General features: G+C 65.1%; 17 protein-coding genes. 7 read left to right on the plus strand and 10 right to left on the minus strand.

Annotation, left to right across the window (positions count from 1 at the left end; translation table 11 throughout):
- The first annotated feature begins 43 nt into the window (after positions 1-43).
- Positions 44-475, plus strand: coding sequence for a universal stress protein (locus ACP4XC_RS00405; RefSeq protein WP_427172913.1), 432 nt, complete (start codon positions 44-46; stop codon positions 473-475).
- A gap of 69 nt (positions 476-544) precedes the next feature.
- Here the strand turns inward: ACP4XC_RS00405 and ACP4XC_RS00410 are convergent, their stop codons facing one another.
- Positions 545-2,146, minus strand: a complete 1,602-nt coding sequence (locus ACP4XC_RS00410; RefSeq protein ID WP_427172914.1) for an AMP-binding protein — start codon at positions 2,144-2,146, stop codon at positions 545-547.
- 218 nt (positions 2,147-2,364) lie between these two features.
- Between ACP4XC_RS00410 and ACP4XC_RS00415 the strand changes: the two genes are divergently transcribed.
- Positions 2,365-2,703, plus strand: a complete 339-nt coding sequence (locus ACP4XC_RS00415) for a hypothetical protein (protein ID WP_427172915.1) — start codon at positions 2,365-2,367, stop codon at positions 2,701-2,703.
- Positions 2,704-2,853: 150 nt separating this feature from the next.
- Here the strand turns inward: ACP4XC_RS00415 and ACP4XC_RS00420 are convergent, their stop codons facing one another.
- From ACP4XC_RS00420 to hisC, 4 genes are all read right to left on the minus strand, one after another.
- A complete protein-coding gene (locus ACP4XC_RS00420) occupies positions 2,854-4,464 on the minus strand; it encodes a dihydrolipoamide acetyltransferase family protein (protein WP_427174970.1) in 1,611 nt (536 codons plus the stop codon).
- Positions 4,465-4,550: 86 nt separating this feature from the next.
- Positions 4,551-5,531 (minus strand): alpha-ketoacid dehydrogenase subunit beta, encoded by a 981-nt coding sequence (locus tag ACP4XC_RS00425; RefSeq protein ID WP_427172916.1) that lies wholly within the window; start codon positions 5,529-5,531, stop codon positions 4,551-4,553.
- On the minus strand, positions 5,528-6,769 hold the full coding sequence (pdhA, locus tag ACP4XC_RS00430; RefSeq protein ID WP_427172917.1) for a pyruvate dehydrogenase (acetyl-transferring) E1 component subunit alpha: 1,242 nt from the start codon (positions 6,767-6,769) through the stop codon (positions 5,528-5,530). Before pdhA ends, ACP4XC_RS00425 begins: the two co-directional genes overlap by 4 nt.
- Before the next feature lie 150 nt (positions 6,770-6,919).
- Entirely contained in the window at positions 6,920-8,038 is a 1,119-nt protein-coding gene (gene hisC / locus ACP4XC_RS00435; RefSeq protein WP_427172918.1) for a histidinol-phosphate transaminase, read from the minus strand.
- 59 nt (positions 8,039-8,097) lie between these two features.
- Between hisC and ACP4XC_RS00440 the strand changes: the two genes are divergently transcribed.
- Positions 8,098-8,523, plus strand: a complete 426-nt coding sequence (locus ACP4XC_RS00440) for a phage holin family protein (RefSeq protein WP_427172919.1) — start codon at positions 8,098-8,100, stop codon at positions 8,521-8,523.
- An 8-nt stretch (positions 8,524-8,531) separates the two neighbouring features.
- On the opposite strand, the gene ACP4XC_RS00445 is transcribed toward ACP4XC_RS00440, so the two are convergent.
- Together ACP4XC_RS00445 and ACP4XC_RS00450 are read right to left on the minus strand one after the other, a co-directional pair.
- The gene (locus ACP4XC_RS00445; RefSeq protein ID WP_427172920.1) at positions 8,532-9,965 is read right to left on the minus strand and encodes a hypothetical protein; all 1,434 of its coding nucleotides are present in this window, start codon (positions 9,963-9,965) and stop codon (positions 8,532-8,534) included.
- The gene (locus ACP4XC_RS00450) at positions 9,965-10,273 is read right to left on the minus strand and encodes a hypothetical protein (RefSeq protein ID WP_427172921.1); all 309 of its coding nucleotides are present in this window, start codon (positions 10,271-10,273) and stop codon (positions 9,965-9,967) included. The genes ACP4XC_RS00445 and ACP4XC_RS00450 overlap by 1 nt, the downstream gene beginning before the upstream one ends.
- A gap of 196 nt (positions 10,274-10,469) precedes the next feature.
- On the opposite strand from ACP4XC_RS00450, the gene purB reads away from it, so the two are divergent.
- A complete protein-coding gene (purB, locus tag ACP4XC_RS00455) occupies positions 10,470-11,912 on the plus strand; it encodes an adenylosuccinate lyase (RefSeq protein WP_427172922.1) in 1,443 nt (480 codons plus the stop codon).
- Positions 11,909-12,586: a histidine phosphatase family protein gene (locus ACP4XC_RS00460; RefSeq protein ID WP_427172923.1), complete on the plus strand. Its 678-nt coding sequence runs from the start codon at positions 11,909-11,911 to the stop codon at positions 12,584-12,586. The genes purB and ACP4XC_RS00460 overlap by 4 nt, the downstream gene beginning before the upstream one ends.
- 70 nt (positions 12,587-12,656) lie before the next feature.
- On the opposite strand, the gene ACP4XC_RS00465 is transcribed toward ACP4XC_RS00460, so the two are convergent.
- Positions 12,657-13,160, minus strand: coding sequence for a MarR family winged helix-turn-helix transcriptional regulator (locus ACP4XC_RS00465; protein ID WP_427172924.1), 504 nt, complete (start codon positions 13,158-13,160; stop codon positions 12,657-12,659).
- Between the two features lie 152 nt (positions 13,161-13,312).
- On the opposite strand from ACP4XC_RS00465, the gene ACP4XC_RS00470 reads away from it, so the two are divergent.
- Together ACP4XC_RS00470 and ACP4XC_RS00475 are read left to right on the plus strand one after the other, a co-directional pair.
- Positions 13,313-13,816: a GNAT family N-acetyltransferase gene (locus tag ACP4XC_RS00470; protein WP_427172925.1), complete on the plus strand. Its 504-nt coding sequence runs from the start codon at positions 13,313-13,315 to the stop codon at positions 13,814-13,816.
- A 161-nt stretch (positions 13,817-13,977) separates the two neighbouring features.
- The gene (locus ACP4XC_RS00475; protein WP_427172926.1) at positions 13,978-14,412 is read left to right on the plus strand and encodes an acyl-CoA thioesterase; all 435 of its coding nucleotides are present in this window, start codon (positions 13,978-13,980) and stop codon (positions 14,410-14,412) included.
- A 19-nt stretch (positions 14,413-14,431) separates the two neighbouring features.
- Here the strand turns inward: ACP4XC_RS00475 and ACP4XC_RS00480 are convergent, their stop codons facing one another.
- A complete protein-coding gene (locus ACP4XC_RS00480) occupies positions 14,432-15,619 on the minus strand; it encodes a 4-hydroxybenzoate 3-monooxygenase (RefSeq protein ID WP_427172927.1) in 1,188 nt (395 codons plus the stop codon).
- Between the two features lie 93 nt (positions 15,620-15,712).
- On the minus strand, positions 15,713-16,492 hold the full coding sequence (locus tag ACP4XC_RS00485) for an IclR family transcriptional regulator (RefSeq protein WP_427172928.1): 780 nt from the start codon (positions 16,490-16,492) through the stop codon (positions 15,713-15,715).
- Positions 16,493-16,571: the final 79 nt, after the last annotated feature.

The following is a 16,571-nucleotide window of genomic DNA, read 5'->3' on the forward strand; positions in this document are numbered from 1 at the left end:
TGATACTTGGTTTGGAAGTCCGTTGAACCTGAGGAGCATGACTATGACCGGAATTATTGTTGTCGGCGTTGACGGCAGCGAGACCGCCTTGAGGGCCGCGCACACGGCGCGGGACCTGGCAGCCTCCCTCGGAGCAACCCTTCACGTGGTCAGCGCGTTCGACAGTGACAGGACCGAGGTCTTCGGCAGCGGCAGTGATCAATGGATTGTTTCCGACGCCGGCGACGCCGAGAAGGTCGCCAAAAGCGTGGCGGACAGCCTAAGCGCCGCCGGCACAAACGTCACCTACGCCGCCGCCCGCGGAAAACCCGCGGAGGCACTGATCAAGGAAGCCGAGCGCACGGGCGCCCGGATGATCGTGGTGGGAAACCGGCGTATGCGCGGGCTTGGCCGGGTGCTGGGGAGCGTTGCGAACACCGTCGCCCACAGTGCTCCCTGCGACGTCTACATTGCCAAGACGGACGTCGTCGACTAGCAGGCGAGGGCCAACGCAGCAGTTGGCGGCCAGGCCCGCGGCCGAGGCGAAAGCCACCGCGAGGGAACGCTAGGGGGTGGCAGCTGGCTCGGCCGTCTTCAGCAAGCGGCGCAGGATCTTGCCGGAGGACGACTTGGGGATGGCCTCGAGGAACGCCACCCGCCGGAGCTTTTTGAACGGGGCCACCCTCGCCGCCACAAAGTCCGCCACCGCAGCCCCGTCAAGGGCTGCCCCGGCCTCCCCCGGCTGCCGCACCACGAACGCCATGGGCACCTCCTGGCCGTCGGCGTCGCTCGTTCCAATCACAGCTGCGTCGGCGATCCCGGGGTGCGTGAGCAGCAGGGCTTCGAGTTCGGCGGGGGCAATTTGATACCCCTTGTACTTAATGAGCTCTTTGAGCCGATCCACGATTGTCACCACACCGTCGGCCCGGACGGTAGCTACGTCGCCGGTGTGCAGGAATCCGTCCCGGTCAAGGGTGTCCGCGGTCTCCTCAGGCCGGTTCAGGTACCCCAGCATCACATTCGGGCCGCGACACAGCAGATGGCCGGGCGGGCTGGTTCCCTCCGCCGGAACCCCGATCTCCTCGCCCGTGGCGGGGTCCACCAGGCGGCACTCCATGTTCGGAACGGTGAATCCTACCGAGCTAACGGGAACGTCCGAGGCATCCTGCGGAATGAGGTGGGACACCGGGCTCATTTCGGTCATCCCGTAGCCCTGCAGCACCCGGCAGTTGAGGCGTTCGGCGAGCGTGGCCCCGAGTTCGCCGTCGAGGGGAGCCGCCCCGGACAGGGTCGTGTGCACTGTGCTGAGATCGTACTCCGCCACGAGCGGGTGCTTGGATAGGGCCACCGCCACCGGCGGGGCGATGAACAGATAGCTGCATTTGTGATCCTGGATCATGCGCAAGAACTCCCCCAGGTCGAACCGGGGGATGGTAACCAGGCAGGCACGTTCGCGCAGCGCCAGGTTCAGCAGGACAGTCAAGCCGTAGATGTGGAAGAACGGCAGCAACGCCAGGAGCCGGTCTTCAGGGCGGACATTCAACAAGCCCCTGGACTGTTCCACGTTCGCCACCAGGTTGCGGTGGCTCAGCCGCACCCCCTTCGGGCGGCCGGTGGTTCCGGATGAATAGGGCAGCACCGCCACGTGGGTGGCCGGATCGAACGTGACGTGCGGAGCGGGAGCGCCCGCAGCCAGCAGGTCCCGCAGCGATGGATGGCCCGGGGCGCCGTCGAGCACCACGAGGTGCTCTGCCGGAATTCCGGTTCGCGCCGCGGCATCTTCGGCTGCGGGGAGCAGGGCGGAAACCGTGAAGAGCCAGGTGGCGCCCGCGTCCCGGAGCTGGTGCTCCAGTTCATCGGCGGTGTAAAGCGAATTGACGGTGGTGATCGTGGCGCCTGCCCGGAGGAGTCCGTGGAAAACGGCGGCAAAGGCCGGAACGTTGGGGCAGAGCATGGCCGCCACCCCGTTCGGGCCCAGCCCCTGCGCGGCAACTGCACCCGCCACCGCGTTGATCTGCTGCAGCAGCTGCCGGTAGCTGGTCTCCGCCCCGCTGGTTCCGTCCACGATGGCGGTCCGGTCGAGGTGGGCCTCGTCGAGTCCGCCAAAGAGGTAGTCGTAAATGCTCAGTGCCGGAATCTCCACGTCCGGGAAGGGGCTCGAGAACACGCACATCTCCTTTGATCCGCGCCCGCCGGAGTCGGCGGCAGCTGGTGCCACTCTAATGCGGGGTGTCAAGAGGCGCGGCCCGGGACTTGACCCTGATCACGCCTCCTGGTGGGCGTTCTCACCCGGTTTTCGCCCGGATGAGAGCCGCTGCGGCGGTAAAATTGTAGATGCCCCCGATGGAGCGGACGTCCGGAAATCAACCAACTCAGGGGAACATCTTGCTCACGCTTCAGCGCCGCCAACTGGTCGGCCACGACATCCTTCTCGCCCGCCACGGCAACCACATCAGCTCCATGCGGGTGGACCGTGCCCGGAATTGCGTCATCGCCCTTCTGGACGACGGCTCTGTGGACAGCGCGCCCAACCTGATCATGCCCGGACTGAACCTGCCGGATACTTTCCGGAGCATCATGCGCGAAGACTGGAAGTTTTTCGCCATCGTTTCAGCGAGCGTGGCGGCATTTGCCACGACCATGATCGGCGCCACCTACGCGCTTGCGGGTATGGCCGGAAACCCCGCACTGGCGCAGATGCTCTCCTCCGTGCCGGCATACTGACCCGTGCTCGGAGCTGGCCGCGGCATGGCCACGGCCGACTGCAAGCGGACAGGACATAGAGAGAACTGAGCATAATAAAGAAACCCTGCCGCTGAGATGCTCAGCAGCAGGGTTCTTTCGCGTCGGGGGTCAGCCCGGCTGGAGAGTCCGCTAATCCAGCAGCAGTGCCGGCTCCTCCAGAATGGCCGCCACGTCGGCCATAAAGCGCGCCGAGAGGTCACCATCCACCACGCGGTGGTCGAAGGACCCGCCGAGCGTGGTGATCCAGCGTGGAATGACCTCTCCATCCAGCACCCAGGGTTTCTGCTTGATGGTGCCGAAGGCGACGATGGCCACTTCGCCCGGGTTGATGATGGGGGTCCCGGTATCGATCCCCAGGGCACCGATATTGGTGACCGTCAGGGTTCCTTCCCGCATTTGCGCCGGCTGCGTCTTTCCGGCGCGGGCAGTGGTGGCCAGATCGTTGAGGGCGAGCGCAAGTTCCTTGAGGGAGAGGTCCTGGGCGTTCTTGATATTGGGCACCATCAGCCCGCGCGGAGTGGCCGCGGCGATACCCAGGTTCATAAAGTGCTTGACATGAATCTCGGCGGACCCGTCGGGGCCGTCCACCCAGGTGGCGTTGACGCTGGGGTTGCGCGCGGCGGCCCAGATGACCGCCTTGGCAAGGATCAGGAGGGGTGAAACCTTGATGCCCTCGAAGTCACGCGAGACCTTGAGCCGCTTGACGAATTCCATGGTCCGGCTAGCATCCACGTCCACGAAGATGCTCACATGCGGAGCGGCAAACGCGGACTCCACCATGGCCTTCGCCGTCGCCTTGCGGACGCCCTTGACCGGGATCCGCTCGATGCGCTGCTCCTGCGGGCGGCCCGACTTCCCCCAGAACGTATCGGCCTTGTCCACCTCCGCGTCGCGCTGCGCCTGGTAGCTGACCAGATCCTCGCGGGTCACTTCACCGCGGGCGCCGGTGGGAACCACGTCCGCCAGATCGATGCCAAGATCCCGGGCAATCTTTCGCACCGGAGGCTTGGCCAGCACCCTGTTTACGAGTCCGCTGATGGCACCGCCAAACGTGGGCCGCTCGCTGCCCGCATCCGCGGCGGAGCCGGCACCGGCGCTGATCCAGATGCCCTGGCTTTCCACCGGTTCGACCAGGGGCGCCGGGGCCGCAGCAGCAGCCGGGGCCGGGGCAGAAACAGTCCTGATCGCCGTCGGGGCCGCGGGGGCTGAAACGGTCGCGACGGCGGGGGCCGCCTTGCGCGGGCGCCGCTTGACGGCGTCGGCCTTGGGTCCCGAACCCACCAGCGGACCGCCCGGGGGACGGCCTGAGTCATCCGCCGGACGAGCTGTCGAGTCACCCTTTGCGGGGGTAGGGGCTTCGCTGGTGTCGTCGGCGGCAAGCGTGCCGTACATGGGCGCGGCGGCCGTGGTGGCGGGTACGGGGGCACGGACAGTTTCGGATAATGCCGCGGGGGGCACGGCTGGCGCGGGAACGTCAGCCGGTGTGGGCTCGCCGGAAACGGCGTCCGAGACACTGATGATCGGGGTGCCCACCTCGACGGTGATGCCCTCCTGCACCAGCAGCTCCGTTACCGTGCCCGCGAACGGGGACGGCAGTTCCACCAGCGACTTCGCCGTTTCGATCTCGCAAATGACGTCGTTGACAGCCACGGTGTCACCGGGCTTGACCTTCCAGGAGACTATTTCGGCCTCGGTCAATCCTTCGCCAACGTCAGGGAGGTTGAACTTATTGAGCGTCATGGGGTCCTCGGTTTCGGAAAGCTCAGGCGGCAGAGCGGCAGAGGTGCCGGTCAGCATGCCGCGGCAGATCAGCAGGCAACGAAAGGTCAGTAGGCAAAGGAACGATCCAGCGCCTCAAGGATGCGATCGATGTCCGGCAGGTAATCCTCTTCCACCTTGGCCACCGGGTACGGCATGTGGAAGCCGCCCACGCGAATCACTGGAGCTTCGAGGGAATGGAAGGCCCGCTCGCTGATCCGGGCCGCGATTTCTCCGCCGATGCCGCCAAATGTGGGTGCCTCGTGGGCAACCACCAGGCGGCCCGTCTTTTTGACGGAGTCCGTGACCGTGTCGAAGTCGATCGGCGAAATGGAGCGCAGGTCAATAACCTCGATGCTATGGCCATCCTCCGCAGCGGCGTTCGCGGCGGCCAGCGCAACAGGGACCAGTGGCCCATAGACCACCACGGTGGCGTCGGCGCCCTCGCGGACAACGTGGGCCTTAAACGGGTCATCGGCAAGACCTGCCGATTCAGTGTCCACCTCGCCCTTGAGCCAGTAGCGGCGTTTAGGCTCGAACACGATGACGGGGTCCTGGCACTCAACGGCCTGCCGGGTCATCCAGTAGGCGTCGTGCGGATTGGAGGGCGTGATGATGCGCAGGCCTGCCGTGTGGGCAAACAAAGCCTCGGGGGACTCGGAGTGGTGCTCAATTGAGCCGATGCCGCCGCCGTACGGGATGCGGACGACCACAGGCACAGTGAGGTTGCCGTTGCTCCGTGAGTGCATTTTGGCCAACTGGGTGGTGATCTGATTGAAGCCGGGAAACACAAAGCCGTCGAACTGGATCTCACACACGGGGAGGTAGCCACGCAGTGAAAGGCCGATGGCGGTGCCGATGATGCCGGACTCCGCGAGGGGTGTGTCCACAACCCGGTCGGCGCCGAACTCGGCTATCAGGCCGTCAGTGACCCGGTACACCCCGCCGAGCGGTCCGATGTCCTCGCCCATGAGCAGCGTCTTGGGGTTGTTTCTGAGGGTGGCCCGGAGGCCTTCGTTAATGGCCTTGGCGATGGTCATTGTGGTCATCGGTTGCCTGCCTCGTCTTCTGCCTCGCCGGCAAATCCTGCGCTGTATTCCTCGAACCAGGCCAACTCCTCGGCCACGAGCGGGTGCGCCTCAACGTAGGTATTGGCGAAAGCGCTCCGGATGTCCGGCGTTTCGAGATCGTACGTGGTCTTGCGGACGTAGGCGGCGAGCTCGTCGCCGTCGGCCTTAACCTCGGCAAAAAACTCGTCGTCAGCCAGCCCCTCGGCGCGGAGGTACTTCTCCAGCCGCTCCAGTGGATCCTTGGCCCGCCACATTGCCTCTTCGGAGGACTCGCGGTACTTGGTGGGGTCGTCGGCGGTGGTGTGCGCCCCGACGCGGTAGGTGAACGCCTCGATCAGCACGGGGCCGTTGCCCTGGCGTGCGTGCTCCAGCGCCCATTCGGTGACGGCGTGCACGGCAATGACGTCGTTTCCGTCAACCCGAATGCCAGGGAAACCGTATCCCTTCGCGCGGTTGGACAGCGGGATGCGTGTCTGCACGGCCGTCGGCACGGAAATGGCCCAGTGGTTGTTCTGGCAAAAGAACACCACGGGAGCGTTGTACGAGGAGGCGAACACCATGGACTCGTGGACGTCGCCTTCCGAGCTGGCCCCGTCGCCAAAGTACACAACGACCGCGGCCTTGGGCTCGGGTTCCTGGCCTGCCGTCTCTCCGGCTGCCGCGGCGGCCTCGGCCAGCCGCTGGTCGCGCTGGATGCCCATCGCATAACCCACCGCATGCGGGGTCTGGGCGGCAAGGACCAGGGTATAAAGGTGGAAATTGGTGTCCTTGGGATTCCAGCCTCCGTTGGACACGCCGCGGAACTGACGGAGGAGTTCCGCGAGGTCAACGTTGCGGGTCAGCGCCACGCCGTGCTCCCGGTACGTGGGAAAAATGTAGTCCTGCGGCTGGCTCGCCCTTCCGGAGCCTATTTGCGCGGCCTCCTGGCCGGTCAGCGGAACCCAGAGGGCAAGTTGGCCCTGGCGCTGAAGCGCCGTGGCTTCCTGGTCGAACCGCCGGATCGCCGCCATATCCGCATAGAAGCCACGCAGCTTCGCGGCATCAAGCCGATTGGCGTATTCGGAGAAGACGGTGTCCTCGCCCAGGCGCCCGTCGGGTCCGAGGAGTTGCACCATCTGGGCCGCGGGCTCGCCCAGAGCAGCTTCGGCTTCCGCCTCGAGCTGATCGTCTACCGCTGATCCGTCGAACTCGGTAGCGGGCAGATGTGTGGCGCCCATACCGTCTCCTTGCCTGCCGCAAATGAATGCGTCGCAATAATCGCTGGGATATATGCCGACAGTGGAATACATTCCAGATTCGGCATATATTTTGGCTTACTGCCCCTTACTTTATCGGCAGTAAGGGGCGCGGGGGCTTCATGTTAAGCGCTAGGAACGCCGTGGCGGCTTTGTATAGTTCGCACAGAGTTCCAAGAAACGGGTGTTCGCTTCCGGCTCACCGATACTCACCCGGACACCCTCCTCTCCGAACGCCCTGACCGACAAGGCGTGTTCGCCCGCGAGAGCCGCGAATTCCGAGCTATTTTCACCCAGGTTGAGCCATACAAAGTTGCCCTGTGCGTCAGGAACAAACCACCCCAGTTCCTTGAGCCCGGCAGTCACACGCTGACGTTCGTCCACCAGGCTTTGTACCCTTTCTACAACCTGGTCATAGTGCTGAAGTGAAGTTACCGCAGCTTTTTCGGCAATCTGGGAGACCGAGAACGGCGTGGCGGCCACTCTGAGGTGCTGGGTCAGTTCGGGATTGGACACGCTGTACCCTACGCGGAGGCCCGCGAGGCCATGCGCCTTGGAGAAGGTCCGGAGCACCACGACGTTGGGGTATTTGCGGTACATGGCAATGCCGTCCACCGCGTCTTCAGCGCGGACGAACTCCTGGTAGGCCTCGTCGATCACCACCACCACGTCCGCAGGGACGGACTTGATGAAGCTCTCTGTTTCCCGCGTGGCAAGGATAGGACCAGTGGGATTGTTGGGCGTACACAACAAGATCACCTTGGTCCGCGCTGTCACTGCGGCGGCCATGGCCTCCAGGTCATGCCGCCCGTCCGCCGTCAGCGGGATCCTTACACTCTCAGCCCCGGCGAGGCCGACGCAGATGGGGTACGCCTCGAACGAACGCCAGGCATAGATGACCTCATCGGCTTTGCCGTCGTCGTTCTGCCCGGCAAAAGTGGCCAGCAACTGGTTGAGTGCGCCAAGGCTGCCGGCCCCGGCGACGACGTCTTCGGCCGGAACATCCAGGAACTCCGCCAAGGCGGTCCGGAGCCTGGTGCTAAGCGGGTCCGGGTAGCGGTTGAAGTCCGTCTGCGCCGCAATTGCCTGCAACACTGCAGGGATGGGCGGCAGCGGGTTCTCATTGGAGGAAAGCTTGTAGCTCGTCAGGCCCTCGACGACGGCGGGAGGCTTGCCCGCCGCATAACGGGGAAGCCGGTCAACAACGGGCCGCGGTCTGATTCCCCCGGCGGCGTTCTCTGATGAAGTCATGTGAACTAGCCTACTTCTCCGTGCCTGCCGCTTTCCTCCGCGGTGTGAAAGCATTAGCCATGCTTTCTTTCATCGTGCGGGTGGTCATTAATGGACTGGCTCTCTGGATCGCCAACTGGATCCTTCCGGGACTGGACATTACTACCACGGCCGCCACGGACGCGGTGGCTAAAAGCGGGGTGACGCAGGGCGTTGACCCTCTGGGCATTGTTCTGGCCTACCTGTTCATCGGGTTGATCTTTGGTCTGGTCAACGCCCTCGTGAAGCCGATCGTCAGCCTGCTGTCCCTGCCGATCACCATCCTCACGCTCGGGTTGTTCACCATCGTCATCAACGCGGCCATGTTGTATCTGACGGCATGGCTGAGCAGCTACACGCCGGTGCACTTCACTATCGACTCGTTCTTTTGGACCGCCGTCCTGGCGGCCATCATCATCACCGTCATTTCCCTGGTCGCCGGACGCATCACGGGGGTCCGGCGGTAGCTGCGGATCTATCTTCCGCCGGTTGGCCGCACGTCCCGCCCAGGGGGACGCCGGTCCGTGCCAGGCGGATGTACCGCGGGCTCCCGGGGCGTTCGGCTGAGCGCGAAGCGCGTCACCGTTCCCGCCCCGCCTGCCCCCAGAGCCGCCGACAACGCCGCTTTTGAAGCCAGCAGCGACGGATCTGCGCTGGAATTAATTGCCCTTGCGCCCTCCTCGTAACCGCTTAGCTGATGCCCGGGCCCCAGGCCCCGGTCTTCGCCGGCAGCGGTCTGCACTCGGTTGGTCAACGTGACCGTTACCCTGTCCTTGGTGTCCGGGCTGGGAGCGCCGTCAGCGCCCGGAACCCAGTCTTGAAGATGCTCGAGGTGAAGAGTACTGATTCCCGGGTCCGGCGTGATAGCGCCTACGGGAGAGCCGGCGGTCATCACGTACTTGAGGTCGAATTCGGCGAGGAACGCCTTGTTCCGGCTGAGGTTCATGGCGTGCACTCCGCCCTGGCTATAGCCGACAGCCACCACCTGATCATGGGCCTCAGCACCGGCCTGCCTTAGTGCATCGCGGATGGCGGCGCTGATGTACTCGGATCCGTAGCCCAAGCCCTCAGCGATGCCGGCTTCATCAAAGGGGTTGGTGCCACCGGCAGGCTGCTCCGGCTGTGTGCCGGGGATGACCACGATGAAGGTCCGGCGGCCGCCGTCCTCCACCCTGACCACGTCGATCTGACCGTCATCCCGCTCTTCGAGCCTTCTGACCATGGCAAGGAGGCCTGCGGGCGATGTGTCGACGGCGACGTTCTCGGTGATCCCTTCGATGGCTTCGACGGGCCGTGGTTTGAGCCACGCAAGCGTCTCCATGAGTCTGCGGATCATCGGGCCATGCGCGGAAACATCCCGCCCGGCGACGATGTCCGCACTGAGGGAAAGAGCAAGTTCCCGGGGGGCGATGTCCATCATCAAGGCGAGGGACAAGGGCGTGATCAGGGCCTCGACGGCGTCCCGGTCCGGAAATTGGGTCAGCGACAAATCCGCCAACAGCTGTGGAATGAACATCAGGCCACTGGGGGGAATGTTTATCCCGAACCTGGAGGGCGATTCCGCCGCCTCATATTCCCTGTAACTGGCGCGCACCTTCGCGCTGATTAGCTGCAGTTCCTCGCGGACGGCCCTGGCGGCCTGCCTGGCCTCCCCCACTGCGATCAATGCCGCCGTTCCTGTAAAGGGGGCGTCGTTCTGGTATGGGCAGAGTTGCTCCCAAACCAGGTTGGCCTCCCGTTCAACGGCCGAGACGGCCTCGCCCAATGCATCAAGTTCCGACGCGCCGGCCAGCAACTCCTCGAACTGGAACCGGATCCCGCCCACTCCGCCTCGGATCTCCAGATTGCCGTCCGTGCCGTATTTCGGCACGAGGGGTTCGCCGGTATCTGACGGGGTGGCCTCTGCCATCAGTAGCCGCCGTTTGGGGTGCGGGTGGACGAGGCCGCCACGGCCTGCGCATGCCTCGCCACGAGCGCCGAAGATTCATGCAGCCGATCCCGCACCCGCCCGAGGCAGGCGGCTTGCAGTGCCACCGTGTTCCGGTAGGCCCTTCCGGCGGGCGACTGCCACCCCTCCAACTCGACCTGACGGAACCGCGCCAGCACCGCGCCCGCCGCATCCGCACATACAGCAAGCCGGCGACCCAGCAACTGCACTTCGTAACTGCGCGCGGTACACGCCGCGTTCGCGTCTGCCGCCAAGATGCCGCCGCTCATTTCCCGGTCTCCTGCCTGTGGTTCGCTTTCGTCTGGTTCCGAGGCTATGTATGTCGATGGTGCCGGGGACAGGGCCTCCGGCCTGTATGTGGACAAGGTGCCAGGAACTGCCGCTGTGCCGCCCCTGTTGAGGGGAGGTCAGTCACAAGCTGGGGCGGGCTTAAGGGGTGGCGTGACTTCGTGAAAGAATCAGGTCATGCCTGAAACTGCCGCCACAGCTGACACCCGTACGCCCTCCGGTCGCCTCGCACTTGCCGCGTCGCCGGACAAGATTGCGCTCGGCCCGCTGGACGGCCGCTACCAGGGCGCCGTCGCACCCTTGGTGGACTACCTCTCCGAGGCGGCGCTGAACCGCGACCGTGTGGCGGTGGAAGTTGAATGGCTCATTCATTTGACCGCCAACAGCGTCCTCCCCGGGGCCCGACCGCTGACTGCGGAGCAGCAGGAGAAGCTGCGCGCCGTCGTCACCGAATTCGACGCTGGTTCCGTCTCGGAGCTGGCTGAGATTGAAGCCGTCACTGTCCACGACGTCAAGGCCGTCGAATATTACATCGGCCGGCGCCTTCCGGCCATCGGCATCGAGCGGCTCACCGCCATGGTGCACTTCGGCTGCACCTCCGAAGACATCAACAACCTCTCCTACGCCCTCGGCGTCAAGGGTGCCGTGGAGGACGTGTGGCTGCCCGCCGCCCGTGCCCTGGTGGCGCAGATAAGCACCATGGCCGAGGACAACCGCGCGGTGCCGATGCTTTCGCGCACCCACGGCCAGCCGGCGACTCCCACCACCCTGGGCAAGGAACTGGCCGTCATCGCCCACCGCCTCACCCGCCAGCTGGACCGGATCGCCCGGACCGAATACCTCGGCAAGATCAACGGCGCCACCGGCACCTACGCCGCCCACGTCGCCTCCGTGCCGGGTGCCGACTGGCAGCACGTCTCCAAGACCTTCGTCGAGGGCCTCGGCCTGACCTGGAACCCGCTGACCACCCAGATCGAAAGCCACGACTGGCAGGCTGAGCTCTACGCCGACGTCGCGCGTTTCAACCGCATCCTGCACAACGTCTGCACCGACATCTGGAGCTATATCTCCATTGGCTACTTCGTGCAGATCCCGGTGGCAGGCGCCACCGGATCCTCGACCATGCCGCACAAGGTCAACCCGATCCGCTTCGAAAATGCCGAGGCCAATCTGGAGATCTCCTCCGGGCTGCTGGACGTGCTCGGTTCCACGCTGGTCACGTCCCGCTGGCAGCGGGACCTCACCGATTCCTCCTCCCAGCGCAACATCGGCGTCGCCTTCGGCCACTCGCTGCTGGCCATTTCCAACGTGGCCAAGGGCCTGGACCGGCTCAAGGTCGCGGAGGACGTGCTGGCCGCGGACCTGGACACCAATTGGGAAGTCCTGGGCGAGGCCATCCAGATGGTGATGCGCGCCGAGGCCATCGCCGGCGTCGAAGGCATGGAGAACCCCTACGAGCGACTCAAGGACCTGACCCGGGGGCAGCGCGTGGACGCGGCCCGCATGCAGGAGTTTGTGCAGAGCCTTGGCTTGTCCAGCGAGGCCGAAGCCCGTCTTCTGGCACTGACGCCCGGCACCTACACAGGCATCGCGGACGAGCTGGTGGACCACCTCAAATGAGGCTCCTGCTCATCCGCCACGGCCAGACCCCGGGGAACGTCCTGGGGCAGTTGGACACGGCGCACCCAGGCCCAGGCCTCACGGAACTGGGCGAGCGTCAGGCCCATGCGCTGTCCCGCGCCCTGGTGAATGAGCGGATCCATGCTCTTTACGCCTCGACCCTGATCCGCACGCAGGTCACGGCGGCTCCCTTGGCCCGGCTGCGCGGGCTGGAGATCGAGGTGCTGGAAGGCCTGCACGAGATCGAGGCCGGGGCGCTGGAAAAACTCACCGACCACGAATCGCACAAGCGTTATATGGGCACTGCCTTCGCATGGACGGCCGGAGAACTGGGCCGCCGGATGCCCGCGGGCCCGAGCGGCCATGACTTCTTTGAACGGTACGACGCCGCCATCTCACGGATTGCGGCCCGTGCACGTGAACTCGGGGACAGCGGAGCCGTCGCGGTGGTCAGCCATGGGGCCGCCATCCGCGTCTGGGCCGGACTGCGGGCGGTCAATGTCGAGCCGGAGTTTGCGGTCAAACACGTACTGGCGAACACGGGCATCGTGGCGCTTGAGGGGGATCCCGACGGCGGGTGGAAGCTGATTCACTGGGACGATAGCCCCGTGGGAGGCCTGGCGCTGGCCGATCCGGCTGCGGAGGACCCCACCGGACGGCCGCTTCAGCAGTAACCTCCCGCGCCCGGCGGCACAGCGGCCTCGCAGGAGCTGACTGCGCCGCAGGTCCGCCGGGTCCACCCACCTACAGTTGGTCCGGCTGGTCCTCGATGGCGTGGCGCATCCGCTGCAGGAAGAGGACCACAATCCGGGCCTCCTCTTCCGTCAACCCCTCCGCAACCGCCATCATGCGCCCGTGCATTGCTCCAAGCGTCGCGCGGACTTCCCCGTCCGACTCCGCCGTGGGGACAATAACAAGCGAGCGCCGATCCGTGGGATGGGGTTCCCGGCGCACGTGACCGCCGGCGACGAGGCGGTCAATGAGCGAGGTGGTTGACGCGCTGGTGATGCCCAGGAGGGAGCTCAGATCCTTGGGCACGACCGTCTTGTGCGACGCCTCGGCGCGGAGGAGGTAGCGCAAGGCAAGGATGTCCGTCTCTCCCATGCCCATGGAGTCCCGTGTGGAGCGGCGGGTCGCCACCTCGGCCGCGCGGTAGTCGCGCAAGGACTGCAGGACGGCGGCGCTGTGGTGGAGTTGCCCGTCAGGGCCGTACCAATACCCGGAGCCGGCGCTGCTGTTCGAGGACATTGCACAATACTAACCGTGCTGATAGCCAGGCAGGCTTACGAATTTCTGCCTGGCCCTGAACAGTTCTCCGGACGCTTACGAGCAGGAAACAACGTGGAAACGGCTGGCTCTTAGGCTTATTTTGCATAACCCTTCGGCGAATCGAGGCAGAGATGCAGACCAACCCCCGGCTCAACATCAGGCAAGTCACCTGGGCCAACCCGGTCGGCGCCGACCTTCGCGCCGCGCAGCAGGCGGAACTCGACGCCCGCTTCGGCACCAGCAACCACGAGGCCGGACCACCGCCGTCGGAGGTGGATACGGCCGTGTTTCTCGTGGCCTACGAGAAGAGTTCCGGCCAGCCCGTTGGATGCGGCGGCCTGAGAATGCTGGACGCCACAACGGCGGAGATCAAGCGACTCTACGTGATCCCCTACACCCGCGGTTCGGGAGTGGCCAGCTCCATCCTCGCAGCGCTGGAGGCCCACGCGCACAGCATGGGCATCAGCTCGATAACAGCCGAAGCCGGCTCGGCACAGCCGGACGGACGGCACTTCTACGAGAGTTCCGGGTTCGAGGAAGTGCCCAACTTCGGGCCCTACATCAGCGTGGAGCACTCGTACTGCTATGCGAAGAAAATAGACTCCCACAGTGCTGCCCACACGGCCATGGCCTGAGGGCGTCCCGGCCCACGGCAGGCGTTCGCCTGCCCGGAGGGAAACAGGCCGGACGACGGCGGGCTCCGCCTCCGGCCCCGGGCTGAGGGCCGGTCCGGCCCGGGGGGGCGCGCAGGCCGTCACACTGGGGGCGCTGCACCGCCGTCGGCTAATCTCGCATTATGGAACCGGCAGACATCACATTCCGCACGCGCAAATGGGTGCGTCCCGAAGACCTCAACGCCAACGGCACGCTGTTCGGCGGGAGCCTGCTCAAATGGATCGACGAGGAAGCGGCCATCTACGCCATCCTGCAGCTGGGCAATGGCCGGGCCGTGACCAAATACATCTCGGAGATCAACTTCGTCAGCTCGGCTGTGCAGGGTGACCTCATCGAGATGGGTCTGACCGCCACCCGCTTCGGCCGGACCTCACTGACGATGCGCGCGGAAGTGCGCAACATGATCACGCGGCAGAGCATCCTTACCATCGAGGAGATCGTGTTCGTCAACCTCAGCCCGACCGGAAAGCCCGAGCCCCACGGCTACACGGAGATCACCTATGACCGCGACCGCATCCCCACCCATCACCTGACTGGGACCCTGGAGCAGGACTGAGGGGTCTGAGGCATCCGGCCTAGGCGGCTGGCCAGCCGGTGTAGGCCTCGGCCAGGTACGCCCTGCCGTGGCGGGACGAGACCACTGACTTCAGTTCGCCGAGCTGACGGGCGCGGGAGAAGTCGTCCGCGTCGGCCGGAGTGTGCAGCATGGAGGTCATCCAGTACGAGAACTGCTGGGCCTTCCAGACACGGTCCAGGGCACGCTCGCTGTAGGAATCCAGAAGGGCGGTGGAGCCGCTCTTGTAGTAGCTGTCGAAGCCCTCGAAGAGCACCTTGACATCGTGGATGGCCAGGTTGAGTCCCTTCGCACCCGTGGGCGGCACCGTGTGGGCAGCGTCTCCCGCGAGGAAGAGCTTTCCGTGGCGCATGGGTGTGTGGACGAAACTGCGGAATTTCAGCACCATCTTGTCGATGACCGGGCCCTCTTTGAGCTCGAAGCCATTGCCGTTGACGCGGCTGCGGAAGGCCTCCCAGATGCGGTCCTCGCTCCAGTTGTTCACGTCCTCGTTGGGATCGCACTGGAAATACATGCGCTGGACGGTCTCGGTCCGCTGGCTGATCAGGGCGAAGCCGTTGCTGGAGTTGGCGTAAATAAGTTCATCCGAGCTGCGGGGAGCCTCGGCAAGGATGCCAAACCAGGCGAAGGGGTACTCATGGAAGTACCATTTGCGCTGCATCTCCGGGATCTGGAAGCGGCAATGGCTGCGGGACCCGTCGGCTCCGGTGATGAATTCGGCCTGCAGTTCGTATTCCACGCCGTCGGCATCCGTGAACCAGACCTTGGGATTGCCCTCGATGTCGTGAATCGTGGTGTCTGTCACGCTGTAGCGGACGTCGCCGCCGTCGGCCTCCCGGCGTGCCGCAAGGTCCATAAAAACATCGGTCTGCGGGTAGAGCCATACGGACTCCCCCACCAGATCCTGGAAGTCGATCCGGTGGCTTTCGTTGTTGAAGCGGAGCTCGATGCCGTCGTGGCGGTCTCCATCGCGCAGGACCCGGTCCGAGACGCCGCTGTCCACAAGCATGTTGACAGTGCCGTGCTCAAGGATGCCGGCACGGACAGTTTCCTGGATTTCCTGCCGGCTGCGGATCTCAATCACTGTTGATTCGACCCCGGCCTTCGCCAGCAGGTGGGAGAGCATCAGGCCTGCAGGCCCGGCCCCCAGGATAGCCACTTGGGTGGTGATGACTTTACGGGCTGCCATGATGTTCCTCGCTTCATTGCGGGGCCGCGGCGGACTGTCCGGGGCCAGTTGGATGATCTGGCTAACAGTGTGCGCCCGAAGGCGTGATTCCCGTTACAGCAATTCTGTTGAATGGAATGTGGCGGTGGCCTGCGTCTCGCCGAGCCGGCGGCCGATGCCCCGGGCCGCGGTCTGGAGCGCGGGCACCAACGCCTGTAACCGCATTTCCCGCAACGGAACCACGACGCCGATCGCCGCCACGGTGCGATTCCTGGCATCCATCACCGTGACGGCAATGCCCCACGTATCCGGGTCCACCACGCCTGCGAGCTGGGCATACCCCTGATGCGCGGCTTCGCTGAGCAGGACGCGCAGTTCTTCCAGCGTCAGGGTGCCGCTGGAATCCGTAAAGCCCTCGAGGTACTCGGCCTGCACGTGCCGCGGCTGGTTGGCCATCAGCACGAGCCCTGCCGATGACACGTGCACCGGCATCCGGCCGGCCACCTGCGCCCGGTTGGCCACGGAGCCGCGGCGGGAAAGCCGCTCGATGAAGAGCGCCTCCCAGCCATCAAGGACGGCGAGGTTCACGTTCTGGTTCAAGACCTGCTGAATGTCCTCCATGAAGGGCATGGCGGCCTGGCGGAGTTCCAGCGTGGGCGAATTGCGGTTGACGAGTTCCCACAAGCGCAGCCCGAGCCGCACCGAACCGCCGGCGCCGACCTCGAGCAGGCCGTGCCCGGCCAGCTGCCGGACCAGCCGATGCGCCGTGGTCAGCGGCAGTCCTGCCCGCCCGGCCAGTTCCGAAAGCGGGAGGGTGGTGACGCCTTCGGGGAACGCTGCGATGACGCGCACCACGCGGTCCACCACCGAGTCGCCGGAGCCCGAGTTTGCCATACAGCCCACTTCCATTGAATGGTTCACAGTGTCCCACACGACACCCTTGAGTGGTACAACTCTCAGGATAGGGAAAGTT

The sequence above is a fragment of the Arthrobacter sp. 92 genome (genome assembly GCF_050260325.1).
Taxonomy (GTDB): domain Bacteria; phylum Actinomycetota; class Actinomycetes; order Actinomycetales; family Micrococcaceae; genus Arthrobacter.

What these genes read in the sequence shown, in the direction of transcription:
- ACP4XC_RS00420 (WP_427174970.1), bottom strand. Translation starts at nt 4,464, where the DNA reads ATGACGCTCAATAAGTTCAACCTCCCTGACGTTGGCGAAGGATTGACC.
- ACP4XC_RS00440 (WP_427172919.1), top strand. Translation starts at nt 8,098, where the DNA reads ATGCTTTCTTTCATCGTGCGGGTGGTCATTAATGGACTGGCTCTCTGG.
- pdhA (WP_427172917.1), bottom strand. Translation starts at nt 6,769, where the DNA reads ATGGGCGCCACACATCTGCCCGCTACCGAGTTCGACGGATCAGCGGTA.
- ACP4XC_RS00485 (WP_427172928.1), bottom strand. Translation starts at nt 16,492, where the DNA reads ATGGCAAACTCGGGCTCCGGCGACTCGGTGGTGGACCGCGTGGTGCGC.
- ACP4XC_RS00460 (WP_427172923.1), top strand. Translation starts at nt 11,909, where the DNA reads ATGAGGCTCCTGCTCATCCGCCACGGCCAGACCCCGGGGAACGTCCTG.
- ACP4XC_RS00465 (WP_427172924.1), bottom strand. Translation starts at nt 13,160, where the DNA reads ATGTCCTCGAACAGCAGCGCCGGCTCCGGGTATTGGTACGGCCCTGAC.
- purB (WP_427172922.1), top strand. Translation starts at nt 10,470, where the DNA reads ATGCCTGAAACTGCCGCCACAGCTGACACCCGTACGCCCTCCGGTCGC.
- hisC (WP_427172918.1), bottom strand. Translation starts at nt 8,038, where the DNA reads ATGACTTCATCAGAGAACGCCGCCGGGGGAATCAGACCGCGGCCCGTT.
- ACP4XC_RS00445 (WP_427172920.1), bottom strand. Translation starts at nt 9,965, where the DNA reads ATGGCAGAGGCCACCCCGTCAGATACCGGCGAACCCCTCGTGCCGAAA.
- ACP4XC_RS00405 (WP_427172913.1), top strand. Translation starts at nt 44, where the DNA reads ATGACCGGAATTATTGTTGTCGGCGTTGACGGCAGCGAGACCGCCTTG.
- ACP4XC_RS00475 (WP_427172926.1), top strand. Translation starts at nt 13,978, where the DNA reads ATGGAACCGGCAGACATCACATTCCGCACGCGCAAATGGGTGCGTCCC.
- ACP4XC_RS00450 (WP_427172921.1), bottom strand. Translation starts at nt 10,273, where the DNA reads ATGAGCGGCGGCATCTTGGCGGCAGACGCGAACGCGGCGTGTACCGCG.
- ACP4XC_RS00480 (WP_427172927.1), bottom strand. Translation starts at nt 15,619, where the DNA reads ATGGCAGCCCGTAAAGTCATCACCACCCAAGTGGCTATCCTGGGGGCC.
- ACP4XC_RS00470 (WP_427172925.1), top strand. Translation starts at nt 13,313, where the DNA reads ATGCAGACCAACCCCCGGCTCAACATCAGGCAAGTCACCTGGGCCAAC.
- ACP4XC_RS00425 (WP_427172916.1), bottom strand. Translation starts at nt 5,531, where the DNA reads ATGACCACAATGACCATCGCCAAGGCCATTAACGAAGGCCTCCGGGCC.